The organism is Nocardiopsis sp. M1B1, assembly GCF_052466615.1.
Map to the genome: position 1 here is coordinate 3,788,763 of NZ_CP196194.1, position 19,222 is coordinate 3,807,984.

The 19,222-nt window shown below is 72.0% G+C and carries 23 protein-coding genes; 9 read left to right on the forward strand and 14 right to left on the reverse strand.

Annotation, left to right across the window (positions count from 1 at the left end; all coding sequences use genetic code 11):
• Positions 1 to 124: 124 nt before the first annotated feature.
• Genes ACSTA4_RS16500 through ACSTA4_RS16510 form a run of 3 tightly spaced genes read left to right on the forward strand, consistent with a single transcriptional unit; the run spans position 125 to position 3,314 of the window.
• Entirely contained in the window at positions 125 to 1,399 is a 1,275-nt protein-coding gene (locus ACSTA4_RS16500) for an ABC transporter substrate-binding protein (protein ID WP_444960043.1), read from the forward strand.
• On the forward strand, positions 1,396 to 2,418 hold the full coding sequence (locus ACSTA4_RS16505) for a carbohydrate ABC transporter permease (protein ID WP_444960044.1): 1,023 nt from the start codon (positions 1,396 to 1,398) through the stop codon (positions 2,416 to 2,418). The genes ACSTA4_RS16500 and ACSTA4_RS16505 overlap by 4 nt, the downstream gene beginning before the upstream one ends.
• Positions 2,415 to 3,314, forward strand: a complete 900-nt coding sequence (locus ACSTA4_RS16510; protein WP_444960045.1) for a carbohydrate ABC transporter permease — start codon at positions 2,415 to 2,417, stop codon at positions 3,312 to 3,314. Before ACSTA4_RS16505 ends, ACSTA4_RS16510 begins: the two co-directional genes overlap by 4 nt.
• A gap of 122 nt (positions 3,315 to 3,436) precedes the next feature.
• On the opposite strand, the gene ACSTA4_RS16515 is transcribed toward ACSTA4_RS16510, so the two are convergent.
• From ACSTA4_RS16515 to ACSTA4_RS16570, 12 genes are all read right to left on the reverse strand, one after another.
• Positions 3,437 to 3,904, reverse strand: a complete 468-nt coding sequence (locus ACSTA4_RS16515) for a gas vesicle protein K (RefSeq protein WP_444960046.1) — start codon at positions 3,902 to 3,904, stop codon at positions 3,437 to 3,439.
• Between the two features lie 34 nt (positions 3,905 to 3,938).
• Entirely contained in the window at positions 3,939 to 4,253 is a 315-nt protein-coding gene (locus tag ACSTA4_RS16520) for a gas vesicle protein (RefSeq protein WP_248770705.1), read from the reverse strand.
• Complete coding sequence (locus ACSTA4_RS16525) at positions 4,250 to 5,044, reverse strand: GvpL/GvpF family gas vesicle protein (RefSeq protein WP_444960047.1); 795 nt, start codon at positions 5,042 to 5,044, stop codon at positions 4,250 to 4,252. Before ACSTA4_RS16525 ends, ACSTA4_RS16520 begins: the two co-directional genes overlap by 4 nt.
• The gene (locus ACSTA4_RS16530; protein ID WP_444960048.1) at positions 5,031 to 5,495 is read right to left on the reverse strand and encodes a gas vesicle protein; all 465 of its coding nucleotides are present in this window, start codon (positions 5,493 to 5,495) and stop codon (positions 5,031 to 5,033) included. Before ACSTA4_RS16530 ends, ACSTA4_RS16525 begins: the two co-directional genes overlap by 14 nt.
• A gap of 101 nt (positions 5,496 to 5,596) precedes the next feature.
• The gene (locus ACSTA4_RS16535; protein ID WP_444960049.1) at positions 5,597 to 6,874 is read right to left on the reverse strand and encodes an SRPBCC family protein; all 1,278 of its coding nucleotides are present in this window, start codon (positions 6,872 to 6,874) and stop codon (positions 5,597 to 5,599) included.
• Positions 6,858 to 7,487 carry a hypothetical protein gene (locus ACSTA4_RS16540; RefSeq protein WP_444960050.1) on the reverse strand — a complete coding sequence of 210 codons (630 nt, stop codon included), beginning with the start codon at positions 7,485 to 7,487 and terminating at the stop codon, positions 6,858 to 6,860. The genes ACSTA4_RS16535 and ACSTA4_RS16540 overlap by 17 nt, the downstream gene beginning before the upstream one ends.
• 21 nt (positions 7,488 to 7,508) lie before the next feature.
• On the reverse strand, positions 7,509 to 7,757 hold the full coding sequence (locus tag ACSTA4_RS16545) for a gas vesicle protein GvpG (RefSeq protein WP_444960051.1): 249 nt from the start codon (positions 7,755 to 7,757) through the stop codon (positions 7,509 to 7,511).
• Between the two features lie 37 nt (positions 7,758 to 7,794).
• The gene (locus ACSTA4_RS16550; protein ID WP_444960052.1) at positions 7,795 to 8,526 is read right to left on the reverse strand and encodes a GvpL/GvpF family gas vesicle protein; all 732 of its coding nucleotides are present in this window, start codon (positions 8,524 to 8,526) and stop codon (positions 7,795 to 7,797) included.
• On the reverse strand, positions 8,523 to 8,939 hold the full coding sequence (locus ACSTA4_RS16555; RefSeq protein ID WP_212644141.1) for a gas vesicle structural protein GvpA: 417 nt from the start codon (positions 8,937 to 8,939) through the stop codon (positions 8,523 to 8,525). Before ACSTA4_RS16555 ends, ACSTA4_RS16550 begins: the two co-directional genes overlap by 4 nt.
• Before the next feature lie 70 nt (positions 8,940 to 9,009).
• Positions 9,010 to 9,312: a gas vesicle protein GvpO gene (locus ACSTA4_RS16560; RefSeq protein ID WP_248770712.1), complete on the reverse strand. Its 303-nt coding sequence runs from the start codon at positions 9,310 to 9,312 to the stop codon at positions 9,010 to 9,012.
• A gap of 355 nt (positions 9,313 to 9,667) precedes the next feature.
• Positions 9,668 to 9,823 carry a hypothetical protein gene (locus ACSTA4_RS16565; RefSeq protein ID WP_444960053.1) on the reverse strand — a complete coding sequence of 52 codons (156 nt, stop codon included), beginning with the start codon at positions 9,821 to 9,823 and terminating at the stop codon, positions 9,668 to 9,670.
• Positions 9,824 to 9,924: 101 nt separating this feature from the next.
• The gene (locus ACSTA4_RS16570) at positions 9,925 to 10,764 is read right to left on the reverse strand and encodes a helix-turn-helix transcriptional regulator (protein WP_444960054.1); all 840 of its coding nucleotides are present in this window, start codon (positions 10,762 to 10,764) and stop codon (positions 9,925 to 9,927) included.
• Positions 10,765 to 11,018: 254 nt separating this feature from the next.
• Between ACSTA4_RS16570 and ACSTA4_RS16575 the strand changes: the two genes are divergently transcribed.
• Positions 11,019 to 11,963 carry an SDR family oxidoreductase gene (locus tag ACSTA4_RS16575; protein ID WP_444960055.1) on the forward strand — a complete coding sequence of 315 codons (945 nt, stop codon included), beginning with the start codon at positions 11,019 to 11,021 and terminating at the stop codon, positions 11,961 to 11,963.
• 166 nt (positions 11,964 to 12,129) lie between these two features.
• A complete protein-coding gene (locus ACSTA4_RS16580; RefSeq protein WP_444960056.1) occupies positions 12,130 to 12,711 on the forward strand; it encodes a TetR/AcrR family transcriptional regulator in 582 nt (193 codons plus the stop codon).
• Here the strand turns inward: ACSTA4_RS16580 and ACSTA4_RS16585 are convergent.
• Positions 12,686 to 13,351 carry a hypothetical protein gene (locus ACSTA4_RS16585; RefSeq protein WP_444960057.1) on the reverse strand — a complete coding sequence of 222 codons (666 nt, stop codon included), beginning with the start codon at positions 13,349 to 13,351 and terminating at the stop codon, positions 12,686 to 12,688. The two genes, ACSTA4_RS16580 and ACSTA4_RS16585, sit on opposite strands and share 26 nt — an antisense overlap.
• A gap of 555 nt (positions 13,352 to 13,906) precedes the next feature.
• Between ACSTA4_RS16585 and ACSTA4_RS16590 the strand changes: the two genes are divergently transcribed.
• Positions 13,907 to 15,487 carry an MDR family MFS transporter gene (locus ACSTA4_RS16590; RefSeq protein WP_444964198.1) on the forward strand — a complete coding sequence of 527 codons (1,581 nt, stop codon included), beginning with the start codon at positions 13,907 to 13,909 and terminating at the stop codon, positions 15,485 to 15,487.
• Between the two features lie 78 nt (positions 15,488 to 15,565).
• On the opposite strand, the gene ACSTA4_RS16595 is transcribed toward ACSTA4_RS16590, so the two are convergent.
• Positions 15,566 to 16,300, reverse strand: coding sequence for a hypothetical protein (locus ACSTA4_RS16595; RefSeq protein ID WP_444960058.1), 735 nt, complete (start codon positions 16,298 to 16,300; stop codon positions 15,566 to 15,568).
• On the opposite strand from ACSTA4_RS16595, the gene ACSTA4_RS16600 reads away from it, so the two are divergent.
• The 3 genes from ACSTA4_RS16600 (at position 16,259) to ACSTA4_RS16610 (ending at position 19,174) form a co-directional block, all read left to right on the forward strand.
• Positions 16,259 to 16,834: an RNA-guided endonuclease InsQ/TnpB family protein gene (locus ACSTA4_RS16600; protein WP_444960059.1), complete on the forward strand. Its 576-nt coding sequence runs from the start codon at positions 16,259 to 16,261 to the stop codon at positions 16,832 to 16,834. The genes ACSTA4_RS16595 and ACSTA4_RS16600 overlap by 42 nt on opposite strands.
• 672 nt (positions 16,835 to 17,506) lie before the next feature.
• On the forward strand, positions 17,507 to 18,283 hold the full coding sequence (locus ACSTA4_RS16605; RefSeq protein WP_444960060.1) for a MurR/RpiR family transcriptional regulator: 777 nt from the start codon (positions 17,507 to 17,509) through the stop codon (positions 18,281 to 18,283).
• Between the two features lie 87 nt (positions 18,284 to 18,370).
• Positions 18,371 to 19,174, forward strand: a complete 804-nt coding sequence (locus ACSTA4_RS16610) for an SAM-dependent methyltransferase (RefSeq protein WP_444960061.1) — start codon at positions 18,371 to 18,373, stop codon at positions 19,172 to 19,174.
• Positions 19,175 to 19,222: the final 48 nt, after the last annotated feature.

A 19,222-nucleotide genomic window follows, 5' to 3' on the forward strand; every position in this document is an offset into this window, starting at 1 on the left:
GCAACTCCGCGCGGCCACGGGTGACCCAGCTCTCATCCTCCTATTGACGCTCGGGGTGACGCCGCGTACATTCGGGCGCAAATATTTCGAAATACTTACCGATAGTTTCGAAAGAGGAGTGGCCATGAGAACCCCCCGCCTGGGCTCCGCCGCCGGAGCGACGGCGCTCTGCCTGCTCGCCGTCACCGCCTGTTCCGGTGGCGGCGGCGGAGACGACCGCATGCACGTGTGGATGTACCAGGACACCCTGGTCGTGGTGCAGGAGGGCGCCGTCGAGAGGTTCAACGGAGCCTCCGAGACCGAGGCGGTCATCGACGAGGTCCCCGGGGACAGTTACGAGGAGCGCCTGCGCACGGCGATGGGCTCCAGCGAGAAGCCCGACGTGTTCTTCAACTGGGGCGGCGGCAGCATCGAGCCCTACGTCGAGCAGGACATGCTCGTCCCCCTGGACGACATGCTCGCCGAGAACCCCGAGTTCGCCGACTCCTTCATCCCCTCCATCCTGGAGGCGGGCAAGGTCGACGGCGTGCAGTACGGCATCCCCCTGCGCGGCACCCAGCCGGTCATCCTCTTCTACAACGAGACGGTGTTCGAGGAGGCCGGAGCGGAGCCCCCCGAGACCTGGCAGGACATCCTGGACCTGGTCGACACCTTCACCGAGGAGGGCGTCACCCCCTTCGCCCTGGCCGGGGCCGACCCCTGGACCGAGCAGATGTGGCTCCAGTACCTCGTGGACCGCATCGGCGGGCCGGAGGTGTTCGCGCGCATCGTGGAGGGCGACTCCGAGGGCTGGCGCGACCCCGCCGTGCTGGAGGCCGCCCAGATGGTCCGGGAACTGGTGGACCAGGGCGCGTTCGGCGACTCCTACGCCTCGGTCAGCTACACCGAGGGAGCGGCCTCCGCGCTGCTGTCCGAGGGCCGGGCCGCCATGCACCTGATGGGCTCGTGGGAGTACTCCACCATCCTGGACCAGAACGAGGAGTTCGCGACGAACGACCTGGGGTACGTGGCCTTCCCGCCGATCGGGGGCGGGGAGGGCGACCCCGCCAACGTGGTCGGCAACCCGACCAACTACTTCTCGGTCTCCGCCGAGACCGAGTACACGGACCAGGCGATGGAGTTCCTGACGTACATGTCCCAGGAGGAGTACGTCGCCGACATGGTGGAGAACGGCGAGGTGCCCACCACCACCAACGCCGAGGAGGTCGTCGCCGACAGCCCCAGCCCGGACTTCGCCACCTTCCAGTACGAGATGGTGCGCGACGCGCCGCACTTCCAGCTCTCGTGGGACCAGGCGCTGCCCCCGGAGGTGGCCACGCCGATGGTCACCGAGATCGAGTCGCTGTTCAACGGTGAGAGCACGCCCGAGCAGTTCGTCGACGCGCTGGCGGCCCTGTGACCGGCCGCACCGACAGCCAGGCGACCGGTGCCACCATGACCGGCGACCCGGCGGCCACGGGCGCCGGGGCGGGCGGCCCCGCCTCCCCCGGCCCCCGGCCCGGCCTCCCGCGCGGCGGAGCCGCCGCGCGGGGCGCCGCCCCCCGCACGGGGCGGCCCGGCCCGCTGTGGGCGGTGCCCGGCCTGCTGTACTTCGGGCTCTTCGCCGCCCTGCCGATGGTGCTGGTGGCCTACCTGTCCCTGACCTCCTGGGGCGGGCTGGGCTCGCCCCGCTTCATCGGCCTGGAGAACTGGTCGCGCCTGGCGGGCGACCCGCTGATGCACAACGCCGTGTGGCTGAGCGTGCTGCTGACCGCGCTCTCCTGGATCGTCCAGACCCCCATCAGCCTGCTGTTGGGAGTCTGGGCCGCCGGTCAACAGCGCAACCGCGCGGTGCTCTCCGCCGTCTTCTTCCTGCCGCTGCTGCTGTCCTCGGCGGCGATCGCCCTCGTCTGGCGGGCCCTGCTGGACCCCAACTTCGGCCCGCTGGCCTGGCTGGGGCCCCGCCTGGGACTGTCGTCGGTGGACGTGCTGGGCGGTTCCGACAGCGCGTTCCTGGTGATCGTGTTCGTCAGCGCCTGGCAGTTCATCCCGCTGCACATGCTGCTCTACCAGGGCGGCGCTCGCCAGATCCCGGCGACGCTGTACCAGGCGGCCGAGATCGACGGGGCGGGAAGGCTGCGGGCGTTCTGGTACATCACGCTGCCCCAGCTCAGGCACACCGTCACCACGTCGTCGGTGCTGATGGTGGTGGGCGCGCTGACCTACTTCGACACCGTGCTCATCATGACCGGGGGCGGGCCCGGCACCAACACCACGATCGTCCCGTACCTGATGTACCAGGCCGGTTTCCAGAGCTGGGAACTGGGCTACGCCAGCGCCGTCGCGTTCACCCTGGTGGTGACGGCGACGCTGATCGCCCTGCTCCTGGTCCGCTTCACCGGTTTCGGCGACATGCGCAGCACCCGGGAGGGCATGTGACCATCCGTCTCGCAGAGAGGCCCGCCGCACGGCGGCTCCCCGGCGGCGGCCGCCCCGCCCTCCCGCGGCGGCGGCCGGGCCGCCGACGACCCAACGTCCTGGCCGGGCTGGGCGCCCTGGTGTGGCTGGCCGTCGTGGGGGTGCCGCTGTACGCGCTGCTCGTGGCCACGGTGCAGCGCTCCGAGAACTACACCTCCGCCGGGCCGCTCACCCCGCCCACGGACCCGACCCTGGACAACTACGTCAAGGCGGTCGAGAACGGGGTGCTGGGCTTCGTGCTCAACACCGCGATCGTCACCGTCGCGGTGGTGGCGATCGTGCTGGTGCTCGCCTCCATGACCGGGTTCGCCGTGGTGCGCTCGCGCACCCGGTGGACCACGGGGGTGTTCCGGATGTTCCTGCTGGGGCTGGCGATCCCGTCCCAGGCGGTGATCATCCCGGTGTACCTGATCATCATCGAACTGGGGCTGTACGACACCCTGACCGCGATCGTGCTGCCCACGGCGGCGTTCGCGCTACCGGTGTGCGTGCTGATCCTGGTGGGGTCGATGCGCGACATCTCCGAGGAGCTGTACGAGGCCATGGCCCTGGACGGTGCGGGCCCGGTGCGCACCTTCCTCCAGCTGGTGGTGCCGATGTCGCGGTCGGGGCTGAGCACCATCGGCGTGTACGCCGCGCTCCAGGCCTGGAACGGGTTCCTGTTCCCACTGATCCTCACCCAGTCGTCGGACAACCGGCTGATCACCATGGGCCTGTTCGAGTTCCAGGGCGAGTACCGCGTGGACGTGCCCGGCATGCTGGCCGCGGTCGTGCTGGCGACCCTGCCGCTCTTCCTCGTCTACCTCTTCGCGCGCCGCTCCCTGGTGCGCGGCATGATGGGAGTCGGTGGAAAGTAGCCCCGGGCCACTCCACTCCCGCCCGGCGGCCGAGGCCGCGCGAGGCCCCGCCGACCCCTCCCCCCGGCGCCCGTCCTCTGTCAGGGCCCTCCCCCTGAGACGGGCACCGGGGGCACCTTCGCCTAATCCCCGTTCTTGGGCAGCAGGGACCCCAGCGGGCCCAGGTCCAGGTTGAGGTCGGCGGCGGAGAGCCCGTAGCGCTCGCGCAGCTCGGTCATGCGCTCCTCCAGCAGCATCAGCGTCATGCCGATGCGCTCCTCCTGGTCCTCGGTGAGGTCGCCCTGGTCCACGCGCCGCAGGGCCTGGCGCTCCATGAGCTGGCGCACCAGCTCCACCACGGTGAGCACCAGCTTGATCAGGTCGCGCTCGACCGTGTCGGGCTCGGTCTCGATCCGGTGGCGCAGTCCCCGCATCTCGGACTCCGGAGCCCCCTCGCGGGACCGGTCCGGGTCCGCCGTCTCGTCCAGGGCGTCCTGGAGCCGTCCCAGGATGTCGTTCCCGCCTCCCGGAACCGTGTCGGCGTCGGCCACGCGCACGGGCCCCTCGGGGCCCCGCGCCGCGCGGAGCGGGTTCCCGTTCACCTCTGGCATACCGTCTCCTTCCCCCTCCCTCCGGGGCCGGTCCTCACTCCTGCCGGATCCATCCGCTCAGGGGGTGACCGTGCTCCCAGGGCGAGGGCACGTTCTCGTTGATCGACGACACCAGGGCGTGCAGGGAGACCCGGACCAGGTCCACGTCGGCGATGGAGACGGTCAGGTCCCCCGAGACCACCACCCCCTTGGCCAGGACCCGGTCGAGCAGGTCGACCAGGGAGATCTCCCGGTTGGCCAGGGGGTGGTCCTCGTCCAGCATCGTGGTCAGGGAGTGGGCCTGGCCGGGGAAGCCGCCGGTGCCGGGCGGGCCGTCCCCGGCGGGGCCGGTTCCGTTCACCGTGCTCATGCGCCCGCCTCCACAGCTCGGGGGGAGGAGAAGGAGTAGGGGGCCCACGGCCCGGACGCCTCGATCCTGGTGCCCTCGGGCGCGCGGGAGTTCAGCTCGTCCACCGCCGCGAGGAACCCCGTCACCCGGTCCCCGTCCACGAGGTAGGCGTTGTTCATGACGTTCTCGCCGGGGGCCTCGGACAGCGCGGCGTTCTGCGTCTGGTGCTGGGCGCGCGCCCGGGCCATCGCGGCCAGGACCTCGTCGGCCCGCTCGCACAGCGCGGAGGCCCGCTGCCAGGTGTCGTCGCGGCGGTCGCGCTGCTGCCTGCGCCTGCGCAGGTAGGCCTTGCCCGGGCTCTCGTCGGCGGGGGCCCGCGGCTCGGGTTGCTCGGCGGTGCGCACGCCCGCCTCGGCGTAGACCTTCACGCCGACCTCGACCCGGTCCACGAGTTCGTCCAGGGTCGCCGCGAAGGCTCGCGCGTTCTCGCGCAGGACCCGGCGGACCCGTTCGTCCCCGCGGTAGACGGTGGCCAGCCGCAGCGGCAGGGCCACGGACCGCAGCGCCACCGCGTCCACGACGCCGTGGTGGGCGCGGGCCACCTCCTCCAGCCAGCGCAGGTCCTCCAGCTTGGCGTGGAGCGCCTGCTCGTCGAACTCGTCCAGGGGGACGGTGCTGACCGCGGCGGCCAGGTCACCCTCGACGACGAGGTGGACGGGGTGTCCGCCCACGCCCCTCAGGCCGTCGGTGGACGCCAGGCCGAAGGGGCGGCACACCGCGTAGACGTAGCTCGCCTGCTCAGGCCGTTCCATGGTCGCCCTCCTCCCGGGTCCGCTCGGACGCGCGCCGGGCGCCGGAGCCCTCCTCGGCCGGGGTCTCGGTCCCCTCCTCGGCGAGGGGGTCCGCCTCGGCCGCGGTGACCTGCGCGGTGCGGTGCTCCTCCAGGGCCTCGATGCGCTCGCGCAGGCGCCTGTTCTCCTCGGCCAGCTCGTCGTCCTCGCGCCGGGAGGCGCGGGAGGACAGGGCGGGGTCGTGCTCCCACCAGTCGATGCCCATCTCCTTGGCCTTGTCCACCGAGGCGACGAGGAGCCGGAGCTTGACCGTGAGGAGTTCAATGTCCAGCAGGTTGATCTTGATGTCGCCCGCGATCACGACACCCTTGTCGAGAACGCGTTCGAGCACGTCGGCGAGGTTGGCGGAGGAGGATCCGCCCGAGGAGCGGATCGGCCTCGGCTCGCCCCGCCAGGGCGTGGGTTCACTCATGCGTACCAGTTCCCTCCCGGTCCCGCGGAGCCGTCACGGCCACGGGTCACGCGCGTACCGCCGTCGCGGTGGCGGCCCCCGGTGCGGAGGCGGCCCCCGGCTCAGGAGCGCTCGGCCGCGGGCCGCTCCTCCTCGTCGGGGTACTCGTCCTCCTCTGCTTCCAGGTCCTGCTCGTCCGCCTCATCAGCGTCCTGGCCCTCAGCCTCGTCATCGGGGAACTCCTCCTCTTCTTCCTCTTCGCCCTCGTCGTCCTCGGGCTCTTCCTCAAGTTCCTCGTCGTCCTCGGCCTCGGGCCCCTCGTCCTCGGGCTCCTCCTCGAACCCGTCCTCGGGCTCGTCGTCGTCGGAGTCCCGCTCCTCGGGCCCGTCGTCGGAGGCGTCCCCGCTCCCGTCGCCGAGGTCGGCGAGCTCCTCCCGCTCCCCGGGGTCCAGGTCGGCGAGTTCGGCCCGCTCGTCGGGGTCCAGCTCCTCCAGCTCGGCCCACTGCTCCTCGGTGAGGTCCGCCTCCTCCAGGGCGACGGCGTCCTCGTGGGAGAGGACGACCTCGCCCTCGCGGACCTCTCCGCGCCAGCCGCGGAGTTCGGCCGCCTCGTCCCGGGGCAGCATCATGACCTGGCGCCGGTAGTGCTTGAGGTCCAGGCGCAGGCGCCTGCCCTGGGCCCGCCAGATGTTGCCCGTGCGCTCGAAGAGGCCCTTGGGGTAGTACTCCACCACCAGCAGGACGCGGGTGAGGTTCTCCCCTAGGGGGTGGAAGGTCACGACGCCCTTCATGGTGCCCTTGGCGGCCTCGGTCGACCAGGCGATCCGCTGGTCCTGGACCTGCTCGGTGACCTCGGCGCTCCAGCTGCGGCTGGACCAGAAGACCTTGCCCCTCCAGTGGGAGGAGGTGTCCCCGGTGCGCTCCGCGCTCTGCACGCCCTTGGCGAAGGAGCCGAAGTCGGGGAAGCGGGTCCACTGGTTGTAGGCCACGCGGACCGGGACGCCCACGTCGACGTCCTCGACGATGTTGACCATCTTGGCGGGCTTGCCGCCCCCTCCGGAGGAACCCGTGCCCAGGCCCTGGCCGACCTTGTCCTTGAGGCCCTTCTTGGCCTTGTCCTTCAGGCCCTTGGCCCCGCCGGTGACCACGGCGTTGACCGGGTTCTTGCCCTGGGCGAGCTTGCCGCCGACCCCGGCCGCGACGGGGGCGGCGGAGGCGCCCTCGCTGGTGAGGCGCTCCACCGTGGCCCCGAGCCTGCGGGCCGCGCCGTTGACCACGCTGGTGGCCTTGGCGCTGAGGTAGTCCTGGAGGGCGTCGGCGAGCTTGGAGGTGCCCTCGTTCCTGTCGGCGGCCGACCGCAGCCGGGCCAGCGGCCCCTGGGACTCAGTCGTCGCGGCCATCGTCGCCCCCCTTTCCGCCGGTACCCGAGGCGCGCTTGCGCCGGGCGGGCTTGGCGGCGCCCGAGGCGCGCTTGGCGGTGCCCTTGGCCCGGGTGGTGCTGCCCGAGGCGGCGCTCCGGGACGCCTTCGCGGCCTTGGTCCCGGTCCGGCGTTCGGAGGCGGGGGCCTCGCTCGACTCCGGTTCCTGCCGGGCCTCGGCGTCGCCGTCGCCTCGGGGCTCGTCCGCGTCCTCGTCGGTCCCGCCCTGCGCGGCGCCGTCCTCGTCGGCCCCGTCCTCGTCGGAGCCGGAGGCGGCCCCGGCCGCTCCGTCGCGCAGGCGTTCGGTGCGGCTGTTGAGGGAGTCGGCCAGGCCGCCCGCCCACTTGCCGGCGATGTTGCCCGCCGCGGTCCTGCCGACGTTGAGCAGCTGCTCGCGGGACTGGCCCTTGAGCTCACCCACCACCGGGAGCGCGGAGACCTCCTTGAGCAGCCCCTGGGCGAGCTGTCCGGGTTTGATGTCGAGCTTCTTGGCCCCCAGGTAGAGGCCCAGCCCCAGGGCCAGTTTGAACTTCTTCCTCCGGCCCAGCACGTAACCGCCCACTGCGGCGGCCACGATTTTCGCGGTGTCCCCCACGGGATCTCACCTCAATATCGTCTATCGAAGACCTTGTTGGTACCGCTCGGCTTCCTCCAGCCGGTCCAGCAGCTCGTCCTCCGCCTGGTCGAACTCGCTCTCGGACAACTCCCCGGCGTCGAAGCGCTCGGACAGTTCCGCCAGCTGCTGTCGGATGCGTGAGGGGTCGTACATCTCCCGCTCCGCCGCGTCCAGGACCTGGCGCGCCGTCCAGTCGACGAACCGGACCGGCGCGGCGGGAGCGGTGAGGATCATGCTGAGGAGGCCCATGCCCCTGACTCCTGTTCGGTGTCCCCGCCCGGCGGGGTCACTGTTGGGGTGACGCCACGAAGCTGTAGGGCGGCAGGGGTCCGTTGACGCGGACCTCCATGTAGGAGGCCAGCTCCTGTTGGATCCGAGCCGCCTCGCGCAGGAACCCCTCGGTGCGGTCCCGGTGCACGAGGAAGGAGGCGTTGGCCAGGCCGCCGTCCACGGCGGGCCAGGCGGACACGCGCTCGGCCAGGCCTTCCAGGGGCTTCAGGACGGTCTCGGCGTCGCGGCGCCTGAGCTCCTCCACCGCGTGGGAGACTTGCTCACCGAAGGCCATCCGCTCGGAGGGGGTGCCGCCTCCGGCCGCCTTGAGCTCCTCGTTGCGGGCCCGCAGCCCCTCGTCGGCGCGCAGCACGGCGCGCAGGGCCGCCTCCTCGTTGTGGCTGGCCTTGACGTTGAACTCCACCCGGTCCTGGAGCTGGTCCAGGAGGACGGAGTAGTGGTCGGCGAAGCGGGCCAGCTCGGCGGCGACCGCGTCGTCGTCCTCGCTCACCGCGCCGAAGCGCAGGGGCAGGACGCCGTGGCCCAGGGCCAGGTCCTGGAGGACGTTCTGGTGCGCGGTCAGGTCGCGCCGCTTGGCGCGCAGGCCCTCGGGTGCGTCGCTGACCGCGGCGGCCACGCCGTAGGCGCGCACGAAGCGCACCGGCGCCGCGTCCTCGCCCACACCGGACAGCCTCATGGCGTCGAGGGACTCGTCGTCGCGGACGATCCCGTAGACGTAGGTGCTCACTCCTCGCCCTCCTTCTTGGCGGAGGAGCGGCGGCGGGCGCGCGCGGGCTGCTTCTCCTGCTCGTCGGACTGCCCCTTGGAGAAGGACTCGGAGATGGCCTCGGCCGCCCCGGAGAGCGCGCCCTTGGACTTGCTGCGCGCGCCCTTCTCCATGCCGCTGTCGAGCAGGTCGGGGAGCCCGGCCCCGCCGCTGCTGGTCAGGTCGAGGCGGTTGCACGCCTCGGCGAAGCGCAGGTAGGTGTCGACGCTGGCGACCACGATGCGCACGTCGACGGTGAGGAGTTCGATGCCCACGAGGGAGACCCTGGCGAACACGTCGATCACCAGTCCCTTGTCGAGGATGAGGTCGAGGACCTCGTAGAGGTTGCCGGAACTGCGGCCGCCTCCGGATGACTGCTGCTGCATCACCGTCATCGGAATCATGCTCCTTTCGTCGGTGAGGTTGTGGAGGGCAGGCGCCCCGTCCGCCCGGGGTCGGCCGGGCTCAGCCGTCGGAGCGACCGCGGGTGTAGCGTTTGACGCGCTTGTATCCCTCGATCTCCCCGTCGGCGTCGAGTTCCACGGAATACGTGGCCAGCAGGCTCACCGTGTCCGGAACCCGGCGCAGTTCGAGTACTTCGAGGGTCAGGTCCCAGCCGTCTCCGGATCGTTGGAACCCGGAGACGCCCTCGACCTCCAGCCCGGTCACTTCCTCGAACTGCTCCTGGGCCTCGCGCAGACGCTGCATCATCGTCTTGCGTCGTTCCCCGCGCGGAGGGGAGCCGTCGTCCTTGCTGTCCTGACTCATGGATCTCCTGGCCGTCGGCCATTATCCGTTTTCTCTTGCCATGCCCTTGGCTTGACCCACTACCGAGAAAGACCGCGACAAAACCTTCCCGAGGTCAAGGCGGGCACAAACAGGCCGGGCGGGAACGCCCGGAACCGGGGAATCAGGGGAACGCAGGAACGCCGGGACGCCCGGGGAACGCCGGGACGCCGGGCCTCCGGGTGTTCCACGGGGCGCGGGAAAGCGGGAAATCAGGAGGGCGTCCCTGCGCACCGGCCCCGGAGAACACGGCACGGGAAAACGCCCGTGAGAATGTTCAGGGCTGCAACCTCTTAACAGGAAAGTAAAACCGCGCGGCGGCGCGGCGGAAAGTCCCTCAACCCGCGCGCAGGAGGCGGAGCAGGGCGTGCGCCTCGGCCGCCAGCGCGTCCCGGCCGGGGGCCAGGTACGCCCGCGGATCGGTCAGGTCGGGCCGTTCGTCCAGCCGCTCGCGCAGCGCCCCGGAGAAGGCGTCGTTGAGCCCTCCACCCACGGCATCCAGGACTACCTGGCGGCCTTCGACAACCCCGGCAACCAGGAGCCGGTCACCGGCTCCGGCCCGTGACGGGCGGGGGACGCGTGGCGGCGGGCCGCTCAGCCCAGCGCCTGGGCCCCGATGACCGACAGCAGGTGCAGCCTGTCGTGGCTCTCGCTGCCGGGGACGGCGGTGTAGACGAGCAGTGAGTGGGCCTGGCCGGGGTCGACCAGCCTCTGGCAGTTCAGCTCCAGGGGTCCGACCTCGGGGTGCACGAAGCGCTTGACGTGGTGGGGGCGCACACCGATCTCGTGGTCCTCCCACACCCGCCGGAACTCCTCGCTCCGGTCCAGGAGCAGGTCGGCGAGGTGGGCGGCCCGCGAGTCGGGTCCGCGCAGGGTGACGAGCTCGCGCAGCCCCGAGGCGTACATGCGGGTGAGGAACGGGTGCTCCTCGGGCGCGTAGATCCGCCGGGAGCCGGGATCGGTGAACCACCGGTACCCCGCGCTGCGTTCGGGCCCGGTGTAGACGGTCGTGTCGCCGGTGAGCGCGACGCCCATCGGGGACTGGCGCAGGGTCTCGCCGAGTTCGGTGGTGATCTCGGCGGGCGTGTCGTCCAGGCGGTCGAGGACCCGCTGCAGGCCGGGGCTGACGTGGTCGCTGACCGTGCCGCGCGGGGGCGGGTTGTGTCCGGCGAGGCGGAACAGGTGGTCGCGCTCGTCCAGTGACAGGTGCAGTCCCTGGGCGATGGAGGAGAGCATCTGGCCCGACGGCCGCGGTCCGCGCTCCCGCTCCAGCCGGGAGTAGTAGTCGGTCGACATGTGGCACAGCGCGGCGACCTCCTCGCGCCGCAGGCCGCTGGTCCTGCGGCGCTGCCCGCGCGGCAGCCCGACGTCCTCGGGTTGCAGCGCCTCCCGGCGGGTGCGGAGGAACTCGGCCAGCCCGGTGCGATCGATCACGGCACTCCTTCTTCCCAGTGGTGCTGCTCCGTGTCTACCTTGCGCGCGCGGCGGTAACCACGGACCGCCGATCCCCCCTTTACGGTCGAGGAGGTGGAAGGGGCGCCAGGGGCAGCCCGCCGATCCTGGGATCGGGAGGCCGTGGTTACGCCCCCGCTCCGGGCGGAGGATCGTTCCCGCGCACCGTGCACCGGGCACGGAGGGAACGGGGACCGCCCGAACGCGCGTCCGTGAGGACACGAGGGAGCAGAGCCATGCCACGTCGAACCATCGACATCACCGTGCCGGACCTGACCGGCAAGCGCGCGCTCGTCACCGGCGCCAGCGACGGGATGGGCCTGGGCATGGCGCAGCGGCTGGCCGCCGCCGGCGCCGAGGTGGTCATGCCCGTGCGCAACCCGCGCAAGGGCGAGGACGCCATCGCCCGGATCCGCCGGAACCAGCCCGACGCCCGGGTCTCGCTGCGCAGCCTCGACCTGTCCTCGCTCGCCTCGGTCGCGGCCCTCGGCGACACGCTCCGCGAGGAGGGCCTGCCGATCCACATCCTCATCAACAACGCGGGCGTGATGACCCCGCCGGACCGGCAGACCACGGCGGACGGTTTCGAGGTCCAGTTCGGCACCAACCACCTCGGCCACTTCGCCCTGGTGGGCCACCTCCTGCCGCTGCTGCGCGCGGGGCGCGCCCGCGTCACGTCGCAGATCAGCGTCGCCGCGAGGCGGGGAGCCGTAAACTGGGACGACCTGAACTGGGAGCGTTCCTACGACGGCATGCGCGCCTACGGCCAGTCCAAGATCGCGTTCGGGCTCTTCGGCCTCGAACTGGAACGCCGCAGCAGGGCCCACGGCTGGGGCATCACCAGCAACCTCTCCCACCCCGGGGTGGCCCCGACCAGCCTCCTGGCCGCACGCCCCGAACTGGGCCGCGACCGGGACACCCTGGGCGTGCGGCTGATCCGCGCGCTCTCGGCCCGCGGCATCCTGCTCGGCACCGTCGAGACCGCGAAGCTGCCCGCCCTCCTAGCCGCGACCGACCCGGCCGCCAAGCCCGGCGCGCTCTACAGCCCCAGCGGCCCCGGCAACCTCGGCGGCCAGCCCGCGGAGCAGCGGCTCTACACCCCGCTGCGCGGCGCCGACGAGGCCGAGCGGGTCTGGCGGGTCTCCGAGCAGCTCACCGGGACCGCCATCCCCGCCGCATGACCACGCGGCCCCCGTCGGGCGCGGCCGGTCGCACCGGACGGCCGCACCGCCGCGTCCGGCGCCTTCGCGTCCGGCGCCGTCGGCGTCGCGTCGGGTAGGGGTCGGTGGAGGTCCGCGGAGCCGCGGACTTCGGAACGGCTCGTGCCGTGTCGTTAGTATGCCTGCCATGGCCATCAGCAACTCCGAGCGGTCCGCGGCCCGCACGAAGGCGATCATGCGGGCCACGCTCGCCCTCGCCGAGGAGGCGGGGTACGCGGCGCTCAGCATCGAGGCGGTCGCCGCCCGCGCCGGCGTGGGCAAGCACACGGTCTACCGCCGCTGGCCCTCGAAGGGCCTGCTGTTCCTCGACTCGCTGCTGACGCTCAACGAGCCCGCGCTCGACTACCCCGACACCGGCGACATCGTGGCCGATCTGCGCCAGCAGATCCACGCGGCGGCGGACCTGCTGGCCAGTCCTCCGTGGGGCCCGCTCTACCGGGCCCTGGTGGGCGAGGCCCAGCACGACCCCCTGGTCGCCGCCGGTCTGAACGAGCGCTTCATCCGCCCGCAGACGGAGAGGACGTTCGCCCGCCTCAGCGCGGCCCGGGAGCGGGGGCAGATCGCGCGGGACTACGACATCGGCCTGGGCATGGCGATCCTGTCGGGCCCCCTGTACTACCGGTTGCTGATCGCCGGAGAGCCCCTGACCCACGCCTACGTCGACCAGGTTCTCGAAGCCCTCTTCACCGGGATGCGGCCGAGGGCCTGACGGGGGCTCCGTCCGCCCGGCGCGCGGTGAGGGCGAGCCCGGCGATGAGGGCCACCTCTCCCAGGTTCCCCACCGCCAGCGGCGCCGTGGGAACGGCAGAGACCGCGAACATGACCGCGGCGCCCAGCAGCATCCACCCGCTGCGCGCCCGCACCAGCAGCGCCGCACCGACCACGAGCAGCACGACGACGGTCGCCACGGCCGGGACCGGCAGGGCCGACTCGGCGGCCGAGTAGCGCAGCGCGTCGCCCTCGCGGCCGGGCACCAGGGTGAGCCCGACGAGTTCGGTCACGACGCCGTAGACGATGAGCGCGATTGTCAGCAGCCAGAACCCGGCGCGCACCGCGCGCGTGCGGGCCCAGGCGAGCCCGGCGTCGCGGGCCGCCCCGGCGGCGAAGACGATCAGCAGCGGCGTGACCAGGGCGTGCACCACGAAGCGCGGCAGGTTCAGCGCGAGCAGGAGGTCACCGGCGCCGATGGTGGAGCCCAGCGCCACGATCCCGTTGTCGTAGACGAGTCCGGCGGCCACGGCCGCCGCCGGCCAGATGTGCGGGGAACGTTGGGAGAGCGCCAGCCGGACCAGCCAGACGGTCAGGCACAGGTGGGCCAGCGCGAAGGCGGCGAAGAGGAGGGAGGTCATGCGCGTCCTTCTATCTCGCTTTGCGAGAAGACAGTTTTTCGAGGATTACCTCGGCAGTCTGCCCCGTCGAGGGAGCGCCATGCGCGCGGATCGGCCCTGCCTTCGGCCCCCTCCCCCGCCACCGAGGGCCCGCCCTCGGGGCAGGCGCTCAGCGGGAACCGGCTCGAAGGACGCGGCACACGGGCGCGACGAGGTGCCGACCAGGGGCGACGCGGGCCGCAGGCCGGAAGCGGGCGCGCCGCGGAGCGAGGGAGCGGGACGGAACCGAGTGCCCTGGCGGGCGGCGCGGGCATTCCCGGGAGCGGATGTCGGCTTTCCCACGTTTGACCAGCCCCCGGACCGTGACCCCGGTGATATTCTACAGTGGGTGCAAAAATTCCTCTTCTGCACATTTTTGGCCACCCACGGCAACCCAGTAGTCCAGCGGCCTCCCGCGCCGCCCCGTCTCCTTCCCTCAGAGGTCCATCCGTGCGCACTTCCCGTCCCTTATCCGACACCGGGCAACCCTCGATCCTGCGCTCCCTGAGCGGCCTGCTCATAGTGCTGGGCGTGACGATGCTCAGCAGCACGATCGTGTCGGTCGCCCTCCCCCAGATCGTCGGGGCGCTGGACGGCAGTCAGTCGCAGTACACGTGGGTGGTGACCGCGACCCTGCTGGCCTCCACCGCCTCCACTCCGGTCTGGGGCAAGCTGGCCGACCTCTTCGACAAGAAGAAGCTGCTCCAGCTCTCGATCGTGCTGTTCATCGTCTCGTCGCTGCTGTGCGGTTTCGCGCAGACCACCGGCCAGCTCATCGCCTTCCGGGCCGTGCAGGGTCTGGGCATGGGCGCCTCGCAGGTCCTGGTCCAGGTGATCATCGCCGCGATGGTCAGCCCCAAGCAGCGCGGCACCCTCAACGGCTACATCGGCGCGGTGATGGCCGTGGCCACCGTCGGCGGTCCGCTGATCGGCGGCCTGCTGGCCGACCTGCCGGGCCTGGGCTGGCGCTGGTGCTTCCTCATCGGCGTGCCGTTCATGCTGGTGGCCCTGGTGGCGCTGAGCCGCACGCTCAAGCTGGTGGACGTGCGCCGCCCCGACACGAAGGTGGACTACGCGGGCGCCGCGCTGATCGCGGCGGGCGTCAGCCTCCTGCTGCTGTGGGTCACCTTCGTGGGCAACGACTTCGCGTGGATCTCCTGGCAGTCCGGGGCCATGGTCGCCGGAAGCCTGCTGCTGCTCGGCCTGGCCGTGTGGGTGGAGGCGCGCGTGTCGGAGCCGGTCGTGCCCCTGCACCTGGTCATGCGGCGCGAGACGGCCATCGCCATCCTGGCCAGCTCCGCGGTCGGCATGGCGATGTTCGGCGGCGCGGTCTTCCTGGGCCAGTACTTCCAGCTGGCGCGCGGCTACTCCCCCACCGAGGCCGGTCTGCTGACCGCCCCGCTCATGCTGGGGACGATGATCTCCTCGACCGTGTCCGGGCGCATGGTCTCGCGTTCGGGGCGGGTCAAGTCCTACGTGGTCACCGGCATGGTCACGCTGACCCTGGGCTTCCTGGTGCTGGCCACCATCGACGCGACCACGCCGCTGCTCATCGTGTGCGGGGGCATGGTGCTGATGGGGCTGGGGGTCGGCATGTCCATGCAGAACCTGGTCCTGGTGGTGCAGAACTCCGTCCCGCTGCGCGAGATCGGCGCGGCCAGCGGCACAGTCGCCTTCTTCCGCACCCTGGGCGGCACCATGGGCGTGTCCGTGCTGGGAGCCTTCCTGGCCAACCGCGTCTCCACGAACATCTCCGACGGCCTGTCCGAGTCCGGGGTGAGCGCCACCGCCGGAGGCGGGGACGCCGGCACCCTGAACCTGGACGCCATGCCGCCGTTCCTGCGCGAGATCGTCGAGGGCGCCTACGGCACGTCCACCGGCGACCTGTTCCTGCTCGCCACGGGCATCGCCCTCGTCGGCCTGGTGCTGGCGGTGTTCCTGCCCCGGGTCCAGCTGCGGGACAGCCTGGACCTGCCCGAACCGGCCGCGGAGGCCGCGAAGGCCGAGGGAACCGACGAGCTCGCACAGGCCCCGAGAGCCGGGGCCCTGACGGAGCCGACGAGCACGGTCGGCACCGCGGGCACGGCGCGGACCGGCCGGGAGCCGTCCGCCGACTGACCAACCCCACACAGGAGAGGCCCTTCCCGGAATTGCCCCCGGGAAGGGCCTCTCGCGTTCGCGCCCGGAACCGGAGGCTCAGACTCCGGCGTCGGCGCCGACGCCCGCTCCGGGCCGCCGCCAGATCCCCAGCACCCGCGCGAGCACGTACACCGCCGCCGCGGCGACGAGCGCTCCGATGCCCAGCGCCCAGGGGCCGTAATTCACCGCGATCAGCGGCAGCAGCGCGGTCAACATGCCTCCCCCGGCGATCGGGCTGAAGAAGGGCGCGCGCAGCGCGTAGGCCCGCGCGGCGTCGGTCCTCAGTTCCGGGTCGGCCGTGCGCAGCAGCATCAGGCCGACCGAGGCCACCGCCGTCAGCGTGCCGAAGTTGACGATGGAGTGCTCGAACCAGGAGTCGCGGAACATCCGCGGACCCGCCCAGTAGAAGAAGCCCACGCAGACCAGCGCGGCGACCGCGACCAGCACGAGCAGCGGCACGATGTTGCCGAGCACGACGGGCACCGCGATGGACGCGACGGCCGAGACCACCAGCAGGTCGAGTGCGACCCCCTGGATGGCGCGCAGACTGCTGGGGTCCACCGCCTCGCCCAGCCGGGTGCGCGCGATGACCGCCTGCACGACGCCGCCGCCGATCATCGCCAGCGGGAACAGGGGCATGCCGGGGATCACGAGTCCGAGGAGGTACTGGAGCACCCAGCCGATCAGCACCGCCGCGGCGGTCAGCGCCCGAACAGCGCGGTGGGCATCGACCGGGGTGTGGTGGTGGCGGTGGCCACCAGCGATGGAGACCTGCTCGACCGCACCTTCCAAACCCCGAAAGAGGCCGAGCGGGAGCGCCGTCTGCGCCGACGCCTGTCCCGCCAACGCAAGGGATCGAACAACCGGGCCAGGACCAGGGCCGCCCTGGGCAAACTGACCGGGCGGGTGCGGGCCCGGCGCGCCGATTTCGCCGCGCGGACCGCGCACGTGCTGTGTGCCGAGAACGCGGTCGTGGTGCTGGAAAAGCTCAACACCACGAACATGACGGCCTCCGCCAAAGGCACCACCCACGCGCCGGGTGTCAACGTGCGTCAGAAGGCGGGGTTGAACCGGGCGATCCTGGCCAAGGGATGGCACGGCCTCACGCTGGCCTGTCAGAACGCGGCCCGGCGGACCGGGAGCCAGATCGTGGAGGTCAACCCCGCGTACACGTCCCAGACCTGTCACTCGTGCGGATACGTCGCTGTGGAGAACCGAGAGAGCCAATCGGTGTTCTGCTGCGGCAGGTGCGGGCACACAGCGCATGCGGACGTAAACGCGGCCCAGAACATTCTCACGCGCGGATGGACTAGCCCTTCGGGGTGAACCGTGCCAGCCTGCCGAGACCTCTGGGATGCCATGTCGATGAAGCAGGAACCAGTTGCGGCCGCGAGGCGCGCAGTACCACCGCCCCGCCAAGGGATGGTTGGAATCTTCCTCGTTCGCGAGGAAGGGGAAGTCAAGAGCACCATGCCCGTCACGATGCCGAATACCAGTACGGCAAGGGCCCAGCCCAGTTCGGCGTGGACCGGGTCTATTCCGGCGGCGGTGCCGTGCCCGCCCGGCCAGCCGACCTCGATGACGGTGCCGAACATCGCGTTCACGTCCCAGAAGGGCATGAGCAGCGCGGCGCACACCAGCACGGGGACGCCGATCATCAGGAAGTCGCCCATGTACCCGAACAGGAGCTGCGGCGCGATGTGGTGGTAGCTCCCGTTCGGGTCGAAGATGCGCACGCCGATGAGCATCGGGGCGAAGACCACAGTGATCAGCGCCCCGGGCAGTGCGGCCCAGGTGCCGATCATGCTCTCGGGGAACAGCCCCGCGCCGTAGGGCTCCAGCGCGACCCCCAAGACGCCGCCGATGAGCGCGGCCAGGACGAACAGGCGGCGCAGCGGGGCTAACGGCAGCCGCAGCACGACCCCGGCGAGCACGAGCAGGCCGAGAACGGTGACGGCGAACAGCAGGGTGGTGACGGCGTCATCGTCGACTTCGTCTGTGGGGAACATTCCGCTCCTTGGTACGAACGGATCGGGGAGGGGGTCGTCGGCCGCCGAACTGGCCGCCCGCACCGGCACCAGCGACGCCACCGTCGTGCGCACGGCCCGGTCGCTGGGCTACGGCGGCCTGCGCGAACTCAAGCGCGCGGTGACGGACATGCTCACCACCCGGCGCGACCCCGCCCTGGTCCTGGACCAGCGGCTGGAGCGCCTCAGCGGCACGCGCGTGTTCGACCAGGTCCTCTCCGACAGCGTCGACCTGCTGCGGGGGCTGCCCGAGGTCCTCGACGCCGGGGCCTTCGACACGGCGGTCCGCATGGTCGAGGCGGCCGGGCGCACCGTCGCCTACGGCATCGGACCGGCCTCGGCGACCGCCCGCTACTTCGCGGACGACCTGCTGGGCATCGGCGGCGACGACGCCGTGGTGGTCTTCGCGCCGCTGCGGCTCTTCCGGGAGATCGACGCCCTCCTGGACCACGCGGCCGAGGTCGGGGCGCCCGTCGTCGTGGTCACCGAGGCCGTGCGCGACCGGGTCGAGGCGGTCCTGACCACCCCGCCCTCCACCTCGGGCGCCGCGAGCGAGAACCTCGCGAGCTGGCTGGTGGCCCACGCCCTCACCATGGAACTGGCCGCCCGCGACCGCACCGGATCGGTCGCGGCCCACCAGCGCCTCAACCGCCTGCGCCGCGCCGTGGCCGGTGCCGAGATCGACACCGACGTCACCGACCGCGGCGGCGCCGCGGAAGGGCCGGGTGGAGCGCGACGCCCTTCATGACGGGGTTTTCGGGTTGCGGGCGGGTCGTGGGACGCATGAGACTGCGCGTACCGCTTGTTACGGTCCGCCCCCACCCGAGAGGCCACCATGACGGACATCCCCATCGACACCGGCGTCGCCCACACCGCGCGGGTGCGGGACTACTGGCTCGGCGGCAGGGACAACTACCCGGTGGACCGCGAGATGGGCGACGCCGTCGGAGGGCTGGCGCCCCAGATCGTCGAGGCCGTCCGGGGGGACCGGCTCTTCCTGCGCCGCGCGGTCGGCCACCTGGCCCGGGAGGAGGGCGTCCGCCAGTTCCTCGACCTCGGCGCCGGACTGCCCGCTGCCGACAACACCCACGAGGTGGCGCGGGCGCACGCGCCGGACGCGCGCGTGGTCTACGTGGACAACGACCCCATGGTCCTGGCGCACGCGCGCGCCCTGCTGGTGGGCACCGACGAGAGACGGACCCGGTTCGTGGGAGCGGACCTGCGCGACACCGACCGGGTGCTGGAGGGCGCCGGCGCGACCCTGGACCTGGACCGCCCGGTCGCGCTGTCCCTACTGGGGACGATGGGGCACTTCGGCGACCTGGAGGAGGCCCTGGGCATCGTGCGCGCCTACACGGACGCGCTGGCGCCGGGCAGTTTCCTGGCCGTGTGCGACGGCGTCCTCGCCCATGTGGAGGCCGTCACCGACGAGCGCGCGCTGAAGGCGCTCCGGCGCTGGCGGGAGAGCGTCGCGCAGCCGTACCACATGCGCACGGTGGAGGACTTCACCCGCTTCTTCGACGGGTTGGCGCTGGTCGATCCCGGGGTCGTCTGCGTCACCCGGTGGCGGCCCGAGCCGGTCGAGGTCGGAAGGGCGCGCGACATCCCCGAGTACTGCGGCCTGGCCCGCAAGGACTGAGGCGCGGCCCCGCGCGTACGCGGCCGGGCCGAGGCCGGTCCCGCCCCG

Coding starts and splice junctions, on each gene's coding strand:
- ACSTA4_RS16530 (WP_444960048.1), bottom strand. CDS start 5,495: ATGAGTGAACCCACGCCCTGGCGGGGCGAGCCGAGGCCGATCCGCTCC.
- ACSTA4_RS16560 (WP_248770712.1), bottom strand. CDS start 9,312: ATGAGTCAGGACAGCAAGGACGACGGCTCCCCTCCGCGCGGGGAACGA.
- ACSTA4_RS16545 (WP_444960051.1), bottom strand. CDS start 7,757: ATGGGCCTCCTCAGCATGATCCTCACCGCTCCCGCCGCGCCGGTCCGG.
- ACSTA4_RS16590 (WP_444964198.1), top strand. CDS start 13,907: ATGCTCAGCAGCACGATCGTGTCGGTCGCCCTCCCCCAGATCGTCGGG.
- ACSTA4_RS16580 (WP_444960056.1), top strand. CDS start 12,130: ATGGCCATCAGCAACTCCGAGCGGTCCGCGGCCCGCACGAAGGCGATC.
- ACSTA4_RS16525 (WP_444960047.1), bottom strand. CDS start 5,044: ATGGAACGGCCTGAGCAGGCGAGCTACGTCTACGCGGTGTGCCGCCCC.
- ACSTA4_RS16610 (WP_444960061.1), top strand. CDS start 18,371: ATGACGGACATCCCCATCGACACCGGCGTCGCCCACACCGCGCGGGTG.
- ACSTA4_RS16520 (WP_248770705.1), bottom strand. CDS start 4,253: ATGAGCACGGTGAACGGAACCGGCCCCGCCGGGGACGGCCCGCCCGGC.
- ACSTA4_RS16555 (WP_212644141.1), bottom strand. CDS start 8,939: ATGACGGTGATGCAGCAGCAGTCATCCGGAGGCGGCCGCAGTTCCGGC.
- ACSTA4_RS16535 (WP_444960049.1), bottom strand. CDS start 6,874: ATGGCCGCGACGACTGAGTCCCAGGGGCCGCTGGCCCGGCTGCGGTCG.
- ACSTA4_RS16500 (WP_444960043.1), top strand. CDS start 125: ATGAGAACCCCCCGCCTGGGCTCCGCCGCCGGAGCGACGGCGCTCTGC.
- ACSTA4_RS16585 (WP_444960057.1), bottom strand. CDS start 13,351: ATGACCTCCCTCCTCTTCGCCGCCTTCGCGCTGGCCCACCTGTGCCTG.
- ACSTA4_RS16575 (WP_444960055.1), top strand. CDS start 11,019: ATGCCACGTCGAACCATCGACATCACCGTGCCGGACCTGACCGGCAAG.
- ACSTA4_RS16515 (WP_444960046.1), bottom strand. CDS start 3,904: ATGCCAGAGGTGAACGGGAACCCGCTCCGCGCGGCGCGGGGCCCCGAG.